This is a genomic window from Corynebacterium sp. HMSC074C11 (assembly GCF_001809455.1).
Classification (GTDB): domain Bacteria; phylum Actinomycetota; class Actinomycetes; order Mycobacteriales; family Mycobacteriaceae; genus Corynebacterium; species Corynebacterium amycolatum.
On record NZ_KV797729.1, the window covers coordinates 162,684 to 181,840 of the forward strand.

The 19,157-nt window shown below is 59.1% G+C and carries 19 protein-coding genes; all 19 read right to left on the reverse strand.

Translation table 11 applies throughout. The features are described from left to right. Window positions 1-30 precede the first annotated feature (30 nt). The 19 genes from yvcK to pyrF all read right to left on the reverse strand — a co-directional run bounded on the left by yvcK (window position 31) and on the right by pyrF (window position 19,156). Window positions 31-978 carry a gluconeogenesis factor YvcK family protein gene (gene yvcK / locus HMPREF2614_RS04510; RefSeq protein ID WP_038628961.1) on the reverse strand — a complete coding sequence of 316 codons (948 nt, stop codon included), beginning with the start codon at window positions 976-978 and terminating at the stop codon, window positions 31-33. Between the two features lie 23 nt (window positions 979-1,001). Continuing rightward, window positions 1,002-1,892 carry an RNase adapter RapZ gene (gene rapZ, locus HMPREF2614_RS04515; protein ID WP_005510809.1) on the reverse strand — a complete coding sequence of 297 codons (891 nt, stop codon included), beginning with the start codon at window positions 1,890-1,892 and terminating at the stop codon, window positions 1,002-1,004. Between the two features lie 112 nt (window positions 1,893-2,004). Further along, complete coding sequence (uvrC, locus tag HMPREF2614_RS04520; protein ID WP_070560320.1) at window positions 2,005-4,053, reverse strand: excinuclease ABC subunit UvrC; 2,049 nt, start codon at window positions 4,051-4,053, stop codon at window positions 2,005-2,007. Window positions 4,054-4,082: 29 nt separating this feature from the next. Then, the gene (locus tag HMPREF2614_RS04525) at window positions 4,083-4,577 is read right to left on the reverse strand and encodes a PH domain-containing protein (RefSeq protein ID WP_038628952.1); all 495 of its coding nucleotides are present in this window, start codon (window positions 4,575-4,577) and stop codon (window positions 4,083-4,085) included. Window positions 4,578-4,579: 2 nt separating this feature from the next. Then, window positions 4,580-5,062 (reverse strand): 6,7-dimethyl-8-ribityllumazine synthase, encoded by a 483-nt coding sequence (ribH, locus tag HMPREF2614_RS04530; protein WP_038628949.1) that lies wholly within the window; start codon window positions 5,060-5,062, stop codon window positions 4,580-4,582. Further along, window positions 5,063-6,325 carry a bifunctional 3,4-dihydroxy-2-butanone-4-phosphate synthase/GTP cyclohydrolase II gene (locus HMPREF2614_RS04535; RefSeq protein ID WP_049181011.1) on the reverse strand — a complete coding sequence of 421 codons (1,263 nt, stop codon included), beginning with the start codon at window positions 6,323-6,325 and terminating at the stop codon, window positions 5,063-5,065. A gap of 11 nt (window positions 6,326-6,336) precedes the next feature. Continuing rightward, window positions 6,337-6,924: a riboflavin synthase gene (locus HMPREF2614_RS04540; protein ID WP_038628943.1), complete on the reverse strand. Its 588-nt coding sequence runs from the start codon at window positions 6,922-6,924 to the stop codon at window positions 6,337-6,339. A 70-nt stretch (window positions 6,925-6,994) separates the two neighbouring features. Then, on the reverse strand, window positions 6,995-8,047 hold the full coding sequence (gene ribD / locus HMPREF2614_RS04545) for a bifunctional diaminohydroxyphosphoribosylaminopyrimidine deaminase/5-amino-6-(5-phosphoribosylamino)uracil reductase RibD (RefSeq protein ID WP_038628940.1): 1,053 nt from the start codon (window positions 8,045-8,047) through the stop codon (window positions 6,995-6,997). Window positions 8,048-8,063: 16 nt separating this feature from the next. After that, window positions 8,064-8,732, reverse strand: coding sequence for a ribulose-phosphate 3-epimerase (gene rpe / locus HMPREF2614_RS04550; RefSeq protein ID WP_038628938.1), 669 nt, complete (start codon window positions 8,730-8,732; stop codon window positions 8,064-8,066). Window positions 8,733-8,743: 11 nt separating this feature from the next. Continuing rightward, on the reverse strand, window positions 8,744-10,201 hold the full coding sequence (locus tag HMPREF2614_RS04555) for an RsmB/NOP family class I SAM-dependent RNA methyltransferase (RefSeq protein WP_070560322.1): 1,458 nt from the start codon (window positions 10,199-10,201) through the stop codon (window positions 8,744-8,746). Next, entirely contained in the window at window positions 10,202-11,176 is a 975-nt protein-coding gene (fmt, locus tag HMPREF2614_RS04560) for a methionyl-tRNA formyltransferase (RefSeq protein ID WP_038628934.1), read from the reverse strand. A 96-nt stretch (window positions 11,177-11,272) separates the two neighbouring features. Then, window positions 11,273-11,776 carry a peptide deformylase gene (def, locus tag HMPREF2614_RS04565; protein ID WP_038628930.1) on the reverse strand — a complete coding sequence of 168 codons (504 nt, stop codon included), beginning with the start codon at window positions 11,774-11,776 and terminating at the stop codon, window positions 11,273-11,275. 60 nt (window positions 11,777-11,836) lie between these two features. Next, entirely contained in the window at window positions 11,837-13,873 is a 2,037-nt protein-coding gene (locus HMPREF2614_RS04570) for a primosomal protein N' (protein ID WP_070560324.1), read from the reverse strand. Window positions 13,874-13,922: 49 nt separating this feature from the next. Then, the gene (metK, locus tag HMPREF2614_RS04575) at window positions 13,923-15,140 is read right to left on the reverse strand and encodes a methionine adenosyltransferase (RefSeq protein ID WP_038628923.1); all 1,218 of its coding nucleotides are present in this window, start codon (window positions 15,138-15,140) and stop codon (window positions 13,923-13,925) included. Between the two features lie 118 nt (window positions 15,141-15,258). Next, on the reverse strand, window positions 15,259-16,539 hold the full coding sequence (coaBC, locus tag HMPREF2614_RS04580) for a bifunctional phosphopantothenoylcysteine decarboxylase/phosphopantothenate--cysteine ligase CoaBC (RefSeq protein WP_070560327.1): 1,281 nt from the start codon (window positions 16,537-16,539) through the stop codon (window positions 15,259-15,261). 27 nt (window positions 16,540-16,566) lie between these two features. Beyond that, window positions 16,567-16,845, reverse strand: a complete 279-nt coding sequence (rpoZ, locus tag HMPREF2614_RS04585) for a DNA-directed RNA polymerase subunit omega (RefSeq protein ID WP_005510796.1) — start codon at window positions 16,843-16,845, stop codon at window positions 16,567-16,569. Between the two features lie 117 nt (window positions 16,846-16,962). Continuing rightward, entirely contained in the window at window positions 16,963-17,535 is a 573-nt protein-coding gene (gene gmk / locus HMPREF2614_RS04590) for a guanylate kinase (RefSeq protein ID WP_016422715.1), read from the reverse strand. 5 nt (window positions 17,536-17,540) lie between these two features. Further along, complete coding sequence (gene mihF / locus HMPREF2614_RS04595; RefSeq protein ID WP_016422714.1) at window positions 17,541-17,867, reverse strand: integration host factor, actinobacterial type; 327 nt, start codon at window positions 17,865-17,867, stop codon at window positions 17,541-17,543. A gap of 419 nt (window positions 17,868-18,286) precedes the next feature. Then, window positions 18,287-19,156 (reverse strand): orotidine-5'-phosphate decarboxylase, encoded by an 870-nt coding sequence (gene pyrF, locus HMPREF2614_RS04600; protein WP_049181002.1) that lies wholly within the window; start codon window positions 19,154-19,156, stop codon window positions 18,287-18,289. Window position 19,157: the final 1 nt, after the last annotated feature.

Sequence of the window (19,157 nt, forward strand, 5' to 3'; positions counted from 1 at the left end):
TGCAGAAATACCCTCGATTCGCCGGACGCTTTAGAGGAACTGACGAAGTGCAGTAGCTAGCTTCTCCGGCGAATGCCGACCCGTCAGAGCTCCGTAGTCGTCCACTTCTTGCACATCGGCGAAGACCACTTTCGCATCTAGGCTGTCCGCCGCTCGCTGCAGGTATTCCCGTTCGGTATCCGCGAGCGGCGTGTTGTCGTCGACAAGCACGTAATTGAGCTTCAAGTTAGGTGCATGCTGCGTGAGCATATGGATGTGCCGTTCGGAAGAAAAGCCGGCGGTCTCCCCCGGCTCGGCGACCAGATTAAGCACCACGACGGTTGTGGCATTGGTTTCTTGCAGAGCGTCCCGCAACCCGGGCACCTGAAGATGTGGCAGAACCGAAGTGAACCACGAACCCGGACCCAGCGTCACCAAATCAGCATTGAGGATAGCTTCAATGGCCTCCTCGGATGCCGGCGGCGCCTCAGGAATCAGCCGGATTCGACGCACCTGGCCAGGCGTGGTGGCCACTGCGACCTGGCCACGGACTTGGCGCACGACGCGAGCATCCTGCTCCAGGCCAACGACTTCGGCCTCAATCTCTAACGGGATTGGCGACATGGGCACGACGCGACCTTGGATTTGCAACAACCGGCCAATTTCGTCAAGCGCGTCGACTTCATTTCCCATCACACTGGTGAGGCCAGCAATGATCAGATTCCCAATCGCATGCCCTGCGAGTGCGCCAGTTCCGCCAAAGCGGTGCTGCAGTGTCTTTTCCCACAGATCTCCTTTTTCCGTATCTGCGGAAAGCGCGGCGAGCGCCATGCGAAGGTCTCCAGGGGGAATCTGCCCCAGCTCACGACGAAGGCGACCGGAGGATCCTCCATCGTCGGCAACTGTGACCACCGCTGTGACATGGTCCGCAACTTGACGGTCAGCTCTCAGCGTGGCAAATAGACCATGACCGCCGCCCAGACTGGTAATTGATGTCAATTTCTACACCTCCACGGAAACCGCTAATTGCGGTCAATATCGCGGTGAACGACGTTGACGTTGATCCCGGAAACTCCCTCGAGCTTCTTAGCCAGCGCCTCCGACATGGCCACACTTCGGTGGTGGCCTCCGGTGCATCCCACAGCGATAGTCATAAAACCCTTGCCCTCACGCCGGTAACCGGGCAAAACCAATTCAATCAAGTTTGTGACGTTGTCCAAGAACCCCTGAGACTCCGGTTGGGACAGTACGTAGTCGGCCACTGCTTTGTTGGTACCACGGCCCGCACGCAGCTCAGGTACCCAATAGGGGTTGGGGAGAAAACGGACGTCGAAAAGCATGTCGGCATCGCGCGGTGCACCGTGCTTAAACCCGAAGGACTCGATGGTAATCTGTTGAATCTTGCTAGCGGTATCCGACAGCTGATGCTCTAACTCACGGCGCAAATCGTGCACGCTCATGTCAGAGGTATCCACTACCAAATCCGACATGCCCTTTATGGGCAGCAGCATCTGACGTTCAGCTGCAATACCCTGTGAAAGCGTGCCATTTTCCTGCAGCGGATGTGTGCGGCGGACTGAGTCGTAGCGGGCGATGAGGGTGTCGTCGTTAGCATCGAAGAAGATGACATAGGGCTGGCGCCCCTCATTGCGGAGTCCGTCGAGCACCTCCCCCAAACTGCCCGCGAATGCGCGCGAGCGAACGTCGGTGACGATAGCGAGGCGCTCTACTGGAGAGTCCGCCTCAAACGACAACTCGACCATGCGCATAATCAACTCCGGGGGCAGGTTGTCTGCGACATACCAGCCCATCTCCTCCAAGACGCTGGCGGCCGTATTGCGTCCGGAACCGGACATGCCGGTAATCAGCACAAGTGACTTTTCAGCCTGAGGGGAATAACCCGAAGTAATCATGCCAATACTCTAATACAATTTCGGCCAACCGCTCTCGGTTTTACTAGCGGAAGTAAACCCGCTAGCACTGTTTCAAGTGCGGTTTTAGCCACTTGTTTACCTACTTCTACGCCTATTCTCCGGTACCGACATCCGAGTTTGGTTCTGAGGATTTTTCGTCTGGGTGGAGGTAATCGTAGACAGTTTTCGCGAGCGTCGGCCCGAAACCAGCTACCTCTTCTATCTGCACGACGCTGGCCTTTTTCAGCGCCGCAACGGAGCCAAAGTATTTGACCAACTCACTGCGGCGTGCTGGCCCCAGCCCTTTAATGCCATCGAGTACCGAAGAGCGCATGCGCTTAGAGCGCTGCTGACGGTGATAAGTAATGGCAAAGCGGTGCGCCTCATCACGAATTCGCTGGATAAGGTACATCGCTTCCGAATTGCGCGGAAGAATGAGTGGCTCATCATCGTCGGGAATCCACAGCTCTTCTAAGCGCTTGGCAATACCCACGAGCGTCACATCGGTGACCTCGAGTTCATCGAGGACTGCCTGAGCGGCTGCGACCTGCGGTGCACCACCGTCGACAATGAACAACTGTGGCGGGTAGGCAAATTTGCGGCTACTCCTCGACTGCTCATCGACGGCATCAGTCGTCTCTTCGACGAACATTTCGCTGGCATCATCGGGCATGGCGAGCTTGTCCTCGTTATGGCGCAGAAAACGACGGCGCACCACCTCAGCAATGGAGCCGACGTCGTCGGAGCGACCGTCACCCGCTGCATCCTTGATACGGTAGCGGCGATAGTCGGACTTCTTCGGCAATCCGTCCTCGAAGACCACCAACGAGGCCACCACATCGGTGCCTTGAATATGCGAGATGTCAGTGCATTCGATACGCAGCGGCGCTTCATCCATAAACAGCGCGTCCTGAAGTTCGGAGAGAGCCTGCGATCGAGTAGTTAGATCTCCACTTCGCTTTAGTTTGTGCTGGCGTAGCGCTTCAGCTGCATTTTTCTGCACGGTCTCCATGAGTGTCCGCTTGTCACCGCGCTGCGGGACCCGAATGTCCACATTGGTGCCACGAATATCGGCCAAAAATGCAGCAACCTCGTCAAGATCGTCGGGCGTGGCCTGGACGAGAATTTCGCGTGGCACAACTTGGGCAGCAGTGGTCGATTCATCGCCGTCGACATCCGCGTGCTTGGCGGCATCGCCATAGAACTGTGTCAGGAACTGCGTTAGCAGCCCACCCAAGCTGGGGTCTGTCTCTCCCTCTCGAAACTCTGTAGTCGCGTATTCGCCGGACTTCTCCACTACCCAGCCGCGCTGACCGTAAATACGTCCTGCTCGAACGTGGAAAATCTGCACGGCCGCTTCCAGTTCGTCGGTTGCTAGCGCAATAAAATCGGCATCGGCGGCGTCGGAAAGCACGACTGACTGCCGCTCCATGACCTTGTCGATGGCAGCGAGGTTGTCGCGCAGGCTCGCGGCGCGCTCAAAGTCTAACTCGGCGGCAGCTTCCTCCATTTCCTTCTTCAAGCGCCTGGTGACCGGACCCGTATTCCCGGACATGAAGCTGGTAAAACCACGGACAATTTCGCGGTGTTCTTCGGCACTGACACGGCCGACACAAGGCGCCGAGCATTTGTCGATATAGCCGAGCAAACAGGGCCGTCCCAGGGCCTGCTGCCGGTTGAAGACTCCCCTGGAACAAGTGCGGGCCGGGAAAACTCGTGTAAGCAAGTCGAGGGTTTCTCGGATGGCCCACGCGTGTGAATAGGGGCCGAAATAACGCACGCCATTCCGGCGCGGTCCTCGGTAGAGAAACAGCCGCGGGTACAGCTCGCCGACGCTGACGGCCAACATCGGATACGACTTATCGTCGCGGTACATCACGTTGAACCGCGGATTAAAGCGCTTGATCCAGGTGTACTCCAACTGCAGCGCTTCGACCTCATTGTGGACAACAGTCCACGTCACCTTCGAAGCGGACTGCACCATCTGGCGGGTGCGGGGATGCAGCCGAGTTAAGTCCTGGAAGTAGTTAGACAGACGCGCACGGAGATTCTTCGCCTTGCCGACGTAGAGAACGCGTCCGGTTGAATCGAGAAAACGGTACACCCCCGGCTCCGTGGGAATGGTGCCGGGGGCGGGACGGTACTGAGAAGGGTCAGTCACTTACGGTGTCCTTAAAACATGTCCTTGGGTTAATCCTCCGGCATGAACTTGTCTTCAAGTTCACGGAACCGGCGGATGTCTTCCACGACGCGGCTGCCGTCGGCTGACTGGAGCGCGAGCATCGGCACAAACTCAAAGTCTGGCAGCTCCAAGCGAGCCCAGCGGGACTTCTTTGGAAAACTCAGGCCGTAGACATCGACCCACGGGTAGAACTTCGCATTGAGCAGATTGCGGACTTCCACGCCCGTGGCATTTACGCGAACGCGAGCCCGAGTCAGCAGCAGGATTACCCCGGCGATGATCAAACCAATCATTGGGAAAGCCAGCTGGTCAATAGTCGTCACCGAAGCGCCGGTGTTACCAAAGTCCACCACGATGCCCATGAAGATATGGATAGCGAAGACTACAACTGCAGCGATAATCGCCCACAGACGCAGCTTTTGCGAGGTGATTTCCAATAGCCATTTGTCTTCACTACCGGTGTCGACGGCAGTCGAATTGCTGTGGCGTTCGGAGTTACCCATTCTTACTCAGCTCCACCTTCACGAAGAGACTTCAACACGGCGACGGTATGCAGCGCTGCGGCCATGGCCTCGCGACCTTTATTCTCCACAGCTCCCTCACCGCCGGCACGATCAATTGCCTGCTGCTCAGTGTTGCAGGTCAATACACCATTGCCAACAGGCGTCTCACAGTCCAGTGCAATCCGCGTCAGCCCCTCAGTCACCGAGTCGCAGACATAGTCGAAGTGCGGCGTACCACCGCGGATAACGCATCCCAGCGCCACCACGGCGTCGTGAGTTCGCGCGAGCTGCTGTACCACAACCGGAATCTCCAGAGCACCGACGACAGTCACATCCGTGACTACAGCGCCGGCCTCCTCAGCCTGTGCCAGCGCTTCACGACGAAGCTGCCCAGTAATCTCCTCGTTCCAGTGAGAGGTGACCAGACCGACGGTCACACCAGTGGAATCGGGAACGGTAATTTCAGGAAGACCTGCGCCGCTCATCTACTGTGCTCCTTCTGTCGAAATGCCGTGGGTCTCCATGTACTCATCCAACCAAGGAAGTTCATGGCCCATGCGTTCGCGCTTTGTCAACAAGTATTTCAAGTTATCCTCGTTGACCTCAACTGGCACCGGTACCCGGCGGCTCATCTCCAGTCCATAACCACCTAGGCCGGCGCGCTTGGTCGGATTGTTCGTCAGCAGCGCCATAGAGGTGACCCCAAGATCCTGCAGAATCTGTGCACCAGTGCCGTACTCGCGGGCGTCCGACGGCAAACCGAGTGCGAGATTGGCATCAACGGTGTCAGCGCCTTCATCTTGCAGGTGGTAGGCCTGCAGCTTCGGCATCAGACCAATGCCTCGGCCTTCGTGACCGCGCATGTAGAGAATGACGCCGCGCCCTGCCTCGTGGACCATGCGCATGGAGTTGTGCAGCTGTTGCCCGCAGTCGCAGCGGCGAGATCCCAATGCGTCGCCGGTGAGGCATTCGGAGTGCACACGCACGAGGACATCCTGGCCATTGTTGGAAGACACATCCCCCACAACGAGAGCGACATGCTCGACACCGTCGATAAGGCTGCGGTAACCAATGGCACGGAACTCGCCGTAGTCGGTCGGCAGCTTGGTTTCGACAACGCGCTCAATCAAGTGTTCGTTGTGGCGACGGTATTCGATGAGCTGCTCGATGGAAATCAGCGCTAAATCGTGGTCGTCGCAGAAGCGACGTAGTTCCTCCGCGCGCGCCATGCTGGTCGGGTCTTCCTCGGAGACAACCTCACACAGCACACCGGCAGGACGAAGCCCTGCCAGGCGGGCGAGATCGACCGCAGCCTCGGTGTGGCCGGCACGGATGAGGACGCCACCATCGCGAGCTCGCAACGGAACCACGTGTCCCGGTCGGGTGAAATCGTGCGGGCTGGACGTGGGGTCAGCCAGAGTACGAATGGTGTTCGCACGATCTGTGGCGGAAATACCGGTCGTACCGGTGTTGGCATCCACGGTCACTGTGTATGCGGTACCGCGGGCATCCTCATTCTCCGACACCATCGGTGGCAGATTCAGACGCTCGCAGTCCTCGGCGGTCAGCGGTGCACAGATGTAACCAGAGGAATAGCGAACCATAAAGGCAACAAGTTCAGGCGTTACCTTCTCTGCGGCGAAGATGATGTCGCCCTCGTTCTCACGATCTTCATCGTCGACGACGACCACGGCCTTACCGGCTGCGATGTCCGCAATGGCCCGTTCAACAGAATCGAACTTAATCACAGTCTTGTAGCTTATCTTTCCAACATTTTCTCGACGTACTTGGCTAGCACATCGACTTCCAAATTGACCTTGGTGCCTACTGCGGTTGAACCAATAACGGAGTCCGTCAGCGTCGTCGGTATCAGGCTGACCTCAAAGAACCTCTCGCCTACTGCAGAGACAGTCAACGAGGTGCCATCCACGGCAATTGAGCCCTTTTCCACGACATACTTGGAGAGCTGCTTCGGCAGAGAAATCCGCACTACTTCCCAGCGTTCCCCTGGCGTGCGCGAAATAACCTCGCCGGTGCCATCGATATGTCCCTGCACGATATGGCCGCCGAGGCGTTGCCCTACTGCGGTTGCACGTTCGAGGTTGACCTTGGAACCGACCTCAACCTGGCCGAGACTCGACCTATCCAGAGTCTCTTGCATGAGATCAGCGGTAAAGAAGTCATTGTCAAACTCCACGACGGTCAAACAAACGCCATTGACAGCAATGGAGTCACCGTGGTGCACGTCGTCAAGCACGGTGGTCGCGCGAATGGTCAGCGTAATGGAATCGGCTTCGCGGTGGATTTCGCGAATTTCGCCGAGTTCCTCAACAATTCCCGTAAACATAGTGGTCAGGAAAATCCTTTACCGTTTGTTATAAATTGAAAGATTTTTTCCAAAATTAACTCTAGCCGGTCTACCCGCGATCTTTGCCACTGCGGAGTGCCGTGATCAAAATGTCATCCCCCAGAGTCTCTACCGCGACGGTACGGAAACGGGAGATGTCAGTGATGGTGGTCTCGTGGTTGGCCGATGTCACTGGCAGACCAGCGCCGAGAAAGGCCGGGGCAATATAGGACTCAATCGCGTCGACAGCATCGGCTTCTAAGAAAGCGCTGGCGAGCCGTGGACCGCCTTCTACCAGCACGTCAATAAGCCCCATATCCGCCATTGTCTCCAGCGCCACTTCCACATCGTGAGTGCGAATGTGGCGGAAGTTATCGCCACGGATATTCGCATCGGCGGCGACCTCCGAAGTGCCAATCGCGATGCGCAGAGGTTGTGTTGACAGCTCCTCGCCGTCTGGTGTGCGCGCGGTCAATCGCGGATTGTCGGCGAGCACTGTTCCCGTTCCGACGACAATCGCTTGCCGACGTGCACGATCGATATGTACCCGTGCCCGCGCCTGCTCCCCTGTGATCCACTGCGAGGTGCGGTCGGTAGCGGCAGCGAAACCATCCAGCGTGCCCGCAGTCTTCAGCGTGATGTGTGGGCGCCGAGTGCGCTGCCAATGTAACCATGGACGTAGGTAGCCAGCGGCTACTCGGTTACGCTGGAATTCTTCAACGACCTCGATGTCTTTATAACGCAACCACTCGCTGCCGCCAGCGGCCACGGGATTCGGATCGGCGACTGCAAATATGACGCGGGAAACACCGGCTGCCGCAAGTGCCTCGGTGCACGGTGGTGTACGGCCGATATGATTGCACGGCTCGAGTGTGACCACTGCAGTGCCGCCCTGAGCTCGTGGCCCCGCCATCTCCAATGCCTGTGGCTCTGCGTGTCGCCCGCCTACAGGCTCAGTTCCGGCCACACCTACCGCGATCCCTGCGGTATCGAGGATGACGCAACCAATCGGTGGATTGGGATAAGTGGTGCCTCGAACTCGCTGGCCGGCTTCTATGGCCAATGCCATCGCTTGTTCGTCAGTCAGCGGCTGTGCGGAGACGAGATCCGGAAACTGTGCCACCGTTTCTCACCGCCGTCTACTTAGTTGCAGCAGCGGTGGCCAATGCGCGCAGCTCATCGACAGCCGCCGCACGATCATCAGCGCCGAAAACGGCCGACCCTGCGACAAAGGCGTCGCAACCAGCGGCGGCAGCGGATTCGATGGTCTTGGCGGAGATACCACCGTCAATCTCGATCAGAGTATCCAGACCTTCGGCATCAATGCGTTCACGTAGCTTCTCGACCTTGGCCAGCTGATCCGGCATAAAGGACTGGCCCCCGAAACCGGGCTCGACACTCATGACCAGCACCTCGTCGAATTCGGCGAGGTGATCCAGCCACGGCTCAATTGGGGTACCCGGGCGCAGTGAGAACCCGGCCTTCACGCCCTGGGAACGAATGTGGCGTGCCAGTGCGATGGCGTCGTCGGCGGCTTCCACATGGAAGATAACGGAGCTCGCCCCCGCCTTAATGTAGGTGTCGACCCACTTCTCCGGGTTTTCAATCATGAGATGGACATCCAAGTACTTGTCCGTCACCGCAGCTACGGCCTCCAGCACCGGAGCGCCGAAGGACAGGTTGGGAACGAAATGGCCATCCATGACGTCGATATGTAGCCAATCTGCATTGGCTACAGCCTCAACCTCGCGGTCGAGGCGAGCGAAGTCAGCAGCGAGAATGGACGGGGCAATAATTGGTGCGCTCATAACCTCTGAGCCTAGTCGTTCTTGCGCAAAACTGAGAAGAACATCGCATCGGTCCCGTGGCGGTGTGGCCACATCTGCACAGATGGATACGGTCCGACATCAGTCATCGGCGCTACCAACTCGTGTGCACTCAGCTCAGTCGCCGGTAATTCCGTCACTGCCCTGTCGACAATGCCCCTGGTTTCCCGCAGATGCGGCGAACACGTGGAATAGACGATGATGCCACCCGGCCGTGCAAGACGCACAGCTTCGCTGAGCAGTTCAAACTGCAGCGTAGTCAACGAGTTCAGATCGGACGGCGACTTCCGCCAGCGCGCTTCCGGGCGACGGCGGAGCGAGCCCAAGCCAGAGCACGGCGCGTCTACCAAGATGCGGTCAAAGCCTGTCTCGAGCCCGGTATCACGACCATCCGCAACCGTTACAGTCACTGGTAGCCCGGTAGTAGCCTTCTTCACCAGTTCTGCGCGAGTCGCCGATACCTCAACAGCATCGAGCTTCGCGCCCTCAATAGCTGCAATGCCGCCGATGAAAGCTGACTTACCACCGGGGCCGGAACACAGATCTAACCAGCGGCCGCTGTCTTCACCGGCAACGGGTGCCATGGTGACGGCACGCGCAATGAGCTGAGAACCCTCGTCCTGCACCGCAGCCAAACCCTGTCGGACCGGCTCCAACTCTCCTGGGGCACCGGAGTCCAAGCGCACGCAGTACGGCGACCACTGTCCCTCTTCACCGCCAGTGATCAGTGCCAATTCTTCAGCAGTAATCTCGCCCGGACGAGCGACCAAGTGCACCAGCGGGCGGGCATCGTCGGCAGCGAGTGCCTGCTGCAGCTCACCGGCTTGTGCACCGAGTGCGCGGGCAAACTCCATAGCAATCCAGCGCGGGTGGGCATGCTTCATTGCCACGTAGCCAATCGGATCGGTCGCGGGATCCGGCGCAATCTCAGCCACCCATTCGCTTTCGGTCTTCGAGGAGACCTTCCTCAAAATGGCATTGACAAAGCCGCGCGCGCCAGGTCCCGCCACCTTCGCCACTGCCCGCACCGAGGTATCGACCGCTGCGTAGGCGTCGACGCGCGTACGCAGCAGCTGGTACGTGCCCAGGCGTAGCACGTCCATCACCGGTCCAGCAATATCGCTTAACGGGCGTGACGACGATGCCTCAATCACGGCGTCCAACAGGCCTTCCGCCCGCAGTGTGCCGTACGTCAGCTCCGTTGCAAAAGCAGCATCCCGCCCCTTGAGCTTGTGTGTCTTCAGCAACTTGGGCAGCAGCAGGTTTGCGTAAGCATCCTTCTCGCGAACGTCAGCTAGTACCTTCAGCGCGACCTTGCGTGGCTGGTCAATGCCACCGCGATTATCCCCTCCTCGGGTGTCACGGTTACGGTTGCGGTCATCGCGGTTCTGTCCGCCGCAGTTGCTGCGCTGCCGTCCGCCACCGGTGTGGCGGGGTTTGTCGTTGTCCATTTACTCGCAGACCTTTCCGCCGGGTTGGCTACCTCGCGCCCAGTCGGACGCATCCATCATCTTCTTACCCTGTGGCTGCACCTTCACCAGCTGCACATAGCCATCGGCACAACGCACGGATACCCGGTGTTTCTCCACTACCAACTCACCTGGTGTGGCGGCTGCCACCTCTGGAGCAGCTGCCTTTCGCACCTCGTCGACCGCAGCGCTGTCCTCGTCGGAAAGCGGGGTGAGCTCTCCGACCTTCAAACGTGAGCCGTCGAGGGTCGTCCACGCACCTGGAGCAGGCGTGAACGCGCGAGCGCGGCGGTCGAGAAGATGTCGCGGCTGAGTCCAAACGATTCGGGCATCCTCCGGCCCGAACTTAGCGGCGTAGCTGACGTCCTGTTCCGGCTGAGCAGTCGGACGCAACGCACCTGCTTCGATGCCGTCCATGGTGGCGGTTAGAAGATCCGCGCCGGAGAATGCGAGGCGGGTCAAAAGGTCGTCGGCATTATCGGTCGAGCGAATCGCTTCGGTGACGGTACCGAAAACTGGTCCGGTATCCAGGCCCTTTTCAATCCGGAAGGTACTGGCACCCGTGACTTCGTCGCCAGCGGCGATAGCTGCCTGCACCGGCGCGGCACCTCGCCAAGCAGGAAGCAGTGAGAAATGCAGATTTACCCAGCCGTGCATCGGTACATCGAGCAACTCCTCCGGCACGAGATTGCCGTAGGCGACGACCGGGATGCAGTCGGCGTTTAGTTCGCGGATCTGCTGTTGGATTTCCGCATCGCGCAGGGTAGTCGGGGTGAGAACGGGAATGTCGTGTTCCAAGGCCAGAGCCTTCACCGGCGAGGGCGAAAGCGACTTACCGCGGCCACGGCGGGCATCGGGGCGAGTGAGAACAGCAACGATCTCATGGTGGGAGTCTTCGAGTAACTTCTTCAGTGCAACGACAGCGGGTTCCGGGGTTCCGGCAAAAATCAGGCGCACAGTAAGTGGATTCCTTCCTGGTGGACCTAGTTGTTCTAGTTAATCTAGTGATGAAACTCGGGGCGCCACGCCCGGGGGGGGCTAGGCGCAGGTGAGTTAACCGCGGTTGAGGAACCATTCCTGCTCACGCAGAGAGCGCATCGCGGTCTTGCGCTCGTCGCCCTCGAGACGCTTCAAAAACAGCACACCGTCCAGGTGGTCGCTTTCATGCTGCACGCAGCGAGCCAGCAGATCGTCAGCTTCGAAGCTCACCGGTGTGCCGTGGCGATCCTGGCCAGTAACGCGCACACGTGCGTGCCGAGTCACGGGTCCATTAATCCCCGGGATAGACAGGCATCCTTCGATTTCGTGGACAGTCTCATCGCCGATGGCTTCCCATTCCGGATTGACGATGTGCCCGCGGGTGCCATTGCAGTCGTAGACGAAGACGCGCTGCAGCACGCCAACCTGGTTTGCTGCGAGCCCGACACCCTGTTGCTCGTCCATGGTGTCGAACATGTCATCAATCAGGTGCGACAGCGTCGCGTCGAAATCAGTGACGGTTTCCGCCTTGGACAGCAACACCGGATCGCCGAAAAGACGTACCTCACGAACTGCCATGAACTTAGAGCCTCCAAGAAAACTGGTGTGAATCAAGCAATAACGCGCTCATTTTAGCAGCTAGCCGAAATTAATCGGATCGACGACAACGCGCACCGGCGTCGGGTCCTTCCTAGTCGCGCGAACGACCTGTGCTGCCTTCAACGCCGCTCCCACTACCCGTGCTTGACGACGGTCACAGCGAATCAACATCCGCTGAATAGGTGCACCCGGCTCCACGCCCGCTGGTGGCCTGGCGTTGCGGGGAAGGTCTACCGGCCCCAGAATTTCCGCACCCGATGGGACTTCCAGGGACTCCATGAAGTTACGCAGGCCCTCTTCAGTCCCATCCACCGCTGCCACGTGAAAGGCCGGAGGCAGAGCGGCAGCTGTGCGGTCGGCCAATTCCCTGTTCGCAGCGCCTACCGCGTCCCATGCCAGAAGATCGGCCACAGTCGGGACTGCAGCATCCGCATCGATAACCACCGCCCCGCCTTGCTCCCGCGGACGGGCAAGCGTGACAGCCCGAGACCAATGCGCATAGGCCTCTTCATGAGCGCGCAAGTCCTGCCGGCCAAGCATCGCCCAAGTGTCCAGCAGCATCACTGCACCGTAGCCCTCCGGCGAATAAGGCTCGGCTCCCGGCGTGGCCACCACGACCCTCGGGCCTTCGGGAATGTCGTCAACAATGCGTTCTCCAGAGGAAGCGATGACCGGGAATGGACTGAAAATACGGCCAAACTCCTCTGCCGTACGTTCACTGCCGACCACGACCGGCCGAATCTTGGTGGAACCGCAGCTATGGCAACGGTGGTGAATGTCAATACGACCACACCACCGACACGTCGGTGGTGCCGGGTCGTCCGGGCTATCGGACGGTGGAATTCCCAGTGGACCGTTACACCAGCGACAGCGCGCAGGCGCGCCACAGGAGCGGCACGACAGTGTCGGCACATATCCCTTGCGAGGTACCTGGACCAGGATCGGAAGCTCTTCGCGCAGCGCGGCCTTTGCCCGTCGAAAAGCGATGGCAGGAAGGCGTCCCCTACTGACGTCATCCGGGTCTTCGGAAGTGTCCGTCGAGGCAATCATCTCCGGCATGGACTCAGCCAGGGTGTCAGTTCCCGCGACCAGATTGTGCGCCCAACCTGAGGAGACGAGCAGCTGCACCTCGGCTGTACGGCTATACGACGCAAAGATGAGAGCGCATCCTTCCTGCGCACTACGCGTCACCAACACCTCGCGAGAGTGCACGTAGGGTGCGCGGGGATCCACGAGGTTGTCATCGCCATCATCGATAATCACTGCTAAACGCAGATTCTTCACTGGCGCGTATGCTGCCGAACGCGTGCCGACGACTATGCGCCCCTGGCCGTGAAGGATATCCAGGTAGCGGCGATAGCGGGACTCGGGACCGAGGCCAGCCCCGAGAAGAGTGAGCTGACGGGCAGAAATAAGCTCGCGAAAAGCGCTCTCAAAGCGCGCCTGTGTGCGTGCGTCCGGCACAATGATGAGAACACCGCCACCATCGCGCGCGACCGAAACGCTGAGTGCGCCGAGCATGGTTGCCACCTGTTCGCCTGGAACTGGCTGCCACGCTGCGCGTGCCGGGGCACCCTTGCGGACGGAATCGACAAAGGATTCGCCGAAGACATAGTTGCCCCAAGCGGAAAGGTCCGGATCTTCGGTGGCAAGCTTTCCCAACTCCTCCCACGTCGGGGGCATGTTCTCCTTGCGAGCACGTTCGGCCCGTGCATGACGGGTTGGGATGGCGGAGCGAATGATGTTTGAGCGCGTTGCGCCGTAATACTCCGCCAGAGAATCCACCAACCGTCGAAGCTGAGGCGGATAGACAACCTCAGAGCTGATGACATCCTTGAGATAGGACAGTTTGCCGTCGTGAGTGGGCGTGGTACAGCGCTCCAGCACCAGCGCATTGACCAACTGGCCGTGGAAGCGAATCCGCACGCGGCAACCGACGACCGCTTCCTCCGCTAGCGCGCGCGGAACCAGGTAGTCGAAGGGGCGATCTAACTGCGGCAGCCCCAAAAGCGGAAGCACCCGCGCGACTGGCAGCTTCTCAGCTGCGGCGGCGGGTGCGAAGGGGGCGGCGGTCATAGAATCTTACTCTACTGCCCTACCCCAGGGTAATGCTGGCGGGTGGTGTTTATCCCAGGCCAGCGGCTGCGCGGAGCTCTTCAACGCGGTTGAGCTGCTCCCACGGCAGGTCCAAGTCAGTTCGGCCGAAGTGACCGTAGGTGGAGGTCTGTGCATAAATCGGGCGCAGCAGGTCCAGGTCACGAATAATAGCGGCCGGACGAAGGTCGAAGACCTTGTTGATAGCCTCGCGGATGGCGTCGTCTGAAACGTGACCAGTGCCGAAAGAGTCGACGTAGAGGCCCACTGGGCGAGCGCGACCGATAGCGTAGGCGACCTGAATCTCGAGGCGGTCAGCCAGACCCGCGGCCACGGCATTCTTCGCAACCCAACGGGTGGCATAAGCGCCGGAGCGGTCCACCTTTGACGGGTCCTTGCCCGAGAACGCGCCGCCACCGTGACGAGCCATACCGCCGTAAGTGTCGACGATAATCTTGCGACCGGTCAGGCCGGCATCGCCCATCGGGCCACCGATAATAAACTGGCCAGAAGGGTTAACCAGCAGCTTCAATTCATCGGTAACAAAACGCTCGCGCAGGTTAGCGTCGTCGAGCACCCAATCGACGACGTGAGTCTTAATCTGCTCGGTGATCCACTCCTGGGTGACGTCCGGGTCGTGCTGCGTGGACACCACAACGGTGTCCAAGTACGCCGGGCTATTGTCTTCGTCGTAAGCGAAGGTGACCTGAGTCTTACCATCCGGTCGAAGCGATGGGACGATCCCTTCCTTGCGTACCTGCGTCAAGCGGCGAGCCAGGCGGTGCGCCAGTGCAATCGGTAGCGGCATATACTCCGGCGTTTCGTTGGTAGCGTAGCCGAACATCAGCCCCTGGTCGCCAGCGCCCTTGAGATCTTCTGCTTCGACTTCTCCACCAGAGCTGCGTGCTTCCAGAGAAGTGTGCACACCGTCGTGGATGTCTGAGGACTGCTCACCGATCGAAATGGAGACACCACAGGTTTTGCCGTCAAAGCCCTTTTCAGAAGAATCGAAACCGATCTCCTTCAATCGACTCCGGACAATACCGGGGATGTCGACGTAGCTTTTCGTGCGAACCTCGCCAACAACATGGACTAAACCGGTAGTCACCACAGTCTCGACGGCGACCATCGATGCAGAATCCTGCGCGAGCATAGCGTCAAGGATGGAGTCCGAAATCGAGTCGCAAATCTTATCTGGGTGCCCCTCGGTAACAGATTCACTGGAAAACAGCCGAAGATTAGAGGCCACGAGCAGTACAACTTTCTTCTAGATTATTTCCCCACCCCTGCGGTGTCGCTGCGGCGTGGGTTTTCGTTTGATTCGATAATTATAGACCAAGCGGTTCAGTCGCCGTAGTAGGCACCGGCTACTCCGCTGGCTGAGGTTCCTGTCGCAGCTCGGAAACTGCATCCAAAATCGAACCGGCCACCGAGAATTTTGAGCCCCGCGGCACGTCCCACTGCTCGCCATCGAGAGACAGCAACCATCCGACATTGTCAGTCGCACCGAAAGTTTGCCCACCCGAGACGTCGTTACACATGAGCAAATCGCAGCCCTTGCGAACAATCTTCTGCTTCGCAAGCTCGAGCGGCGTCGTCGTCTCGTCACCGGTCTCAGCCGCAAAGCCCACCATCGTCGTGGTCGCCGGAATCTCGCCCGCTTTACGACGCTCCACAGTGGTAGCCAGAATATCTGGGTTTTCTACGAGCTGAATGTTGCTCAACGCGTCGTCTGCGACGCCCTTCTTCATCTTGGCCCCAGCGGTCGATGCCGGACGGAAGTCGGCGACGGCGGCGGCAAAAATGCAGACATCGGCCAGCTTGGAGTGTTCGTGCGCGGCCTCGGCCATCTCCAAAGTGGAATCAACCCTTACAACATTCGCGCCCAGTGGTGTCGGCAACTGATCCGTATGTCCTGCCACCACGGTGACCTGAGCGCCACGCTGTGCTGCCATCTCGGCTAGCGCGAAGCCCTGACGACCTGAGGAGTGGTTGCCGATAAAACGTACCGGGTCGATAGCCTCACGGGTGCCACCGGCAGTAATCATGAAGCGTACGCCCTCGAAGTCGCGGCGGAAGTGGCGTGGATTCTCGACCGCTGCCAATGCTAGTGAAACAATCTGCTCTGGCTCCGGCAGGCGACCTGGACCGGTGTCCTTACCAGTCAAACGGCCATGGGCCGGATCGAAGACAATAGTGCCATGGCGACGAAGAGTCGCGACATTATCCCGCGTAGCTGGATGGTTCCACATTTCGGTGTGCATCGCAGGGGCCAACACCACTGGGCAAGTCGCCACAAGCAAGGTTGCGGTGAGCAGGTCGTCGGCACGCCCGTGCGCGGCGCGCGCCATAAAGTCGGCAGTCGCGGGAACCACGACGACGAGGTCGGCCTCCTGCCCCACGCGGACATGCTGAACCTCATCGACTGCGTCAAAAACTGTAGTCGACACCGGGTTCCCCGACAGCGCCTCGAAAGTAGCTGCACCTACAAAGTTCAATGCGGACTCAGTGGGAACGACACGAACATCGTGACCAAGTTCCTTGAAGCCTCGAACAACGTGTGCGGCCTTATATGCAGCGATGCCGCCGGCAACCCCGACGACAACCTTTAAACATTCGGATACGTCAGCATTACCGGCGGCATGCATACAGATATCTCCCCTTAAGGAAATGCTCTAGCCCTCAGTGTGGTCCAGCAGACCAGCGTTGATTTCACGAAGAGCGATGGACAGAGGCTTCTCAGCGACCCCCGGAGTAACCAGCGGGCCAACGTACTCCAGCATGCCTTCGTCAATCTGCTGGTAGTAGTCATTAATCTGGCGTGCACGCTTGGCAGCGAAGATAGCCAGAGCGTACTTCGAAGAAGCCTTACCAAGCAGCTCATCGATCGGCGGGTTGGTAATACCAATTGGCGGGTCGAACACTGCCTCGGTGGCGGTATTTTCCTGGGTCACGAGAAATCTTTCCTCAATAGAACGTGAGTTACTGGGGTGACAATAAAAATCGTCATAGCAATAGAAACACCATTGCTCGAAAGCGATTTCTACTATCTATGATGTGGAGTCGCCCTGTTACTTACCAGTAGTCAGCGCCCGAGCGATGGCCGCGACAGCATCATCGACGTTGTCGTTGACAACGACCTCATCGAATTCGTGCTGAGCATCCATTTCCACTCGTGCGGTTTCCAGGCGACGCTTGACTTGCGCCTCGGTTTCCGTGCCACGACCAGTGAGCCTGCTGACGAGAATCTCCCAGCTTGGCGGAGCCAAGAACAGCAGGTGAGCATTGGGCGCTACCTTACGGATGGAGCGGGCTCCCGCCAGATCCACCTCAACGAGTACTGGACGCCCCTCGGCGAGAGCTTTATCCACCGGGCCGCGCGGCGTACCAGAACGCTGCAGACCACCGTGGATTTCGGCCCACTCGAGCATCTCTCCTGCATCAATATGCTGTTGGAACTTCTCTGGGGTCACGAAGAAATAGTCGCGGCCATCGACCTCCCCCGGCCGTGCGGCGCGGGTGGTCATGGAAACGCTGAAGTACAGTCCGGGAACCTCGGCACGAAGCCGACTGACAACAGTGGATTTTCCTACACCGGCAGGGCCGGCGAGGACTACCAACTGACCGTTTTCATTCCCGGCCACTGCGACTAGTCCTCCACTGCGTAGCCGAAACGCTCCAGCAGAGCGCGACGCTGACGGTCACCCAGGCCACGCAGACGGCGGGTCTGAGCAATCTCCAGGTCATTCATGATGTCCTGCGCCTTGACCTTGCCGACCTTCGGCAGAGCCTCGAGCAGAGCGGAGACCTTCATCTTGCCGATGATCTCGTTCTCGTCAGCCTGCTTGAGAACCTCTGGCAGGTCGATAGCGCCACGCTTCAGCTTGTCCTTGAGCTCTGCGCGTACCTTGCGGGCCTGAGCTGCCTTCTCGAGTGCTGCTGCACGCTGCTCCGGGGTCAACTGCGGAAGGGCCACGTGTTCCTCCGTAAAAATAGATTGGTTAGCTTCTTATTTACTAGCACGAGCCTCGCGTCCACCAAAGGCAGGCAACGACACCGTGCTTAACGATTGGAGACCGTACCGCACTCACCGGTTGTTGAGGCAAATGCTGACGGGGTGTCGATAAAAATGACACCGGGGCTTTATCCGCCCCACCTTTCGGTCGTGGTCAACCAACTCCGGCGATTGTAGCACCGTTTGCCCAGGAGAATGGAAATTGACCACGGTTTTTGTACGAAATCTCCTAGGAATTGTCACAGTAACTTGCCTATACCTACGCCACCGCCATCCGAGGGTCATTAGGAAAATCCCGGCAGCTAGGTACGGAAGAGCCCGCAGGGGCACCTGTTCTATGAGGTGTCCCCGCGGGCTTCTGACAATTCGGCGAACTGCTGCTAACTCTCGGAAAGGAACGGAGCTGCAGCTTCAATCGTTGCGCGCCGCAGCGCAGCAGGATCAGGTCCAGCGGAGAGAATCGCACGCGAAATATTCGGCAGTGCAAGCCCCTTGGATTCCCCTGCCAGACGATCTACATCTGCCGGGGTTCCACCCTGAGCTCCCACACCGGGCATGAGAATGGGACCGCGCAGGTCACTGAGCACCGGGGCGTCGTCAAGCGTTGCGCCAACAACAACGCCGATGCTGCCCGCCTTTGCACCACCGTCAATTTGGCGAGCATTAATAGCGGCTGCCTGGTTGACCATGGTCTGAGCCAGAGTCTCACCCGAAACCATCGCCTTTTGCACTGACGCACCTTCCGGATTGGACGTCGCGGCCAGCACAAACAAGCCCCGTCCGTTCTCCAACGCCAACGAAACCGCCGGATCAAGAGCACCGAACCCAAGGTACGGAGATACCGTCAGTGCGTCGGCGGCTAGCGGCGAGCTATCCGACAGCCAGGCTTCGGCGTATGCAGCCATAGTCGAACCGATATCGCCACGCTTGGCATCTGCAATCGACAGCGCACCTGCGTCCTTCAGGTCCGCCAACGTCCGCTCCAGGACGGCAAAGCCCTTGGAACCGTAGGCTTCGAAGAACGCCACCTGGGGCTTGACGACGGCAACGATGTCACCAAACGCTTCGACGCATGTGGTGGCAAAGCGCTCTAGACCTTCTGCCGATCGCGGTAGCTGCCAGGCATCCAGCAACCTAGGGTGCGGGTCGATTCCCACACAGAGCCGGCCGCGCTCGGCGACAACCTCGCTGAGGCGATCGCCGAAACCCTTAATTGTCCGCACTGCGGATCCTTCAGCCTTCGCGGTCATG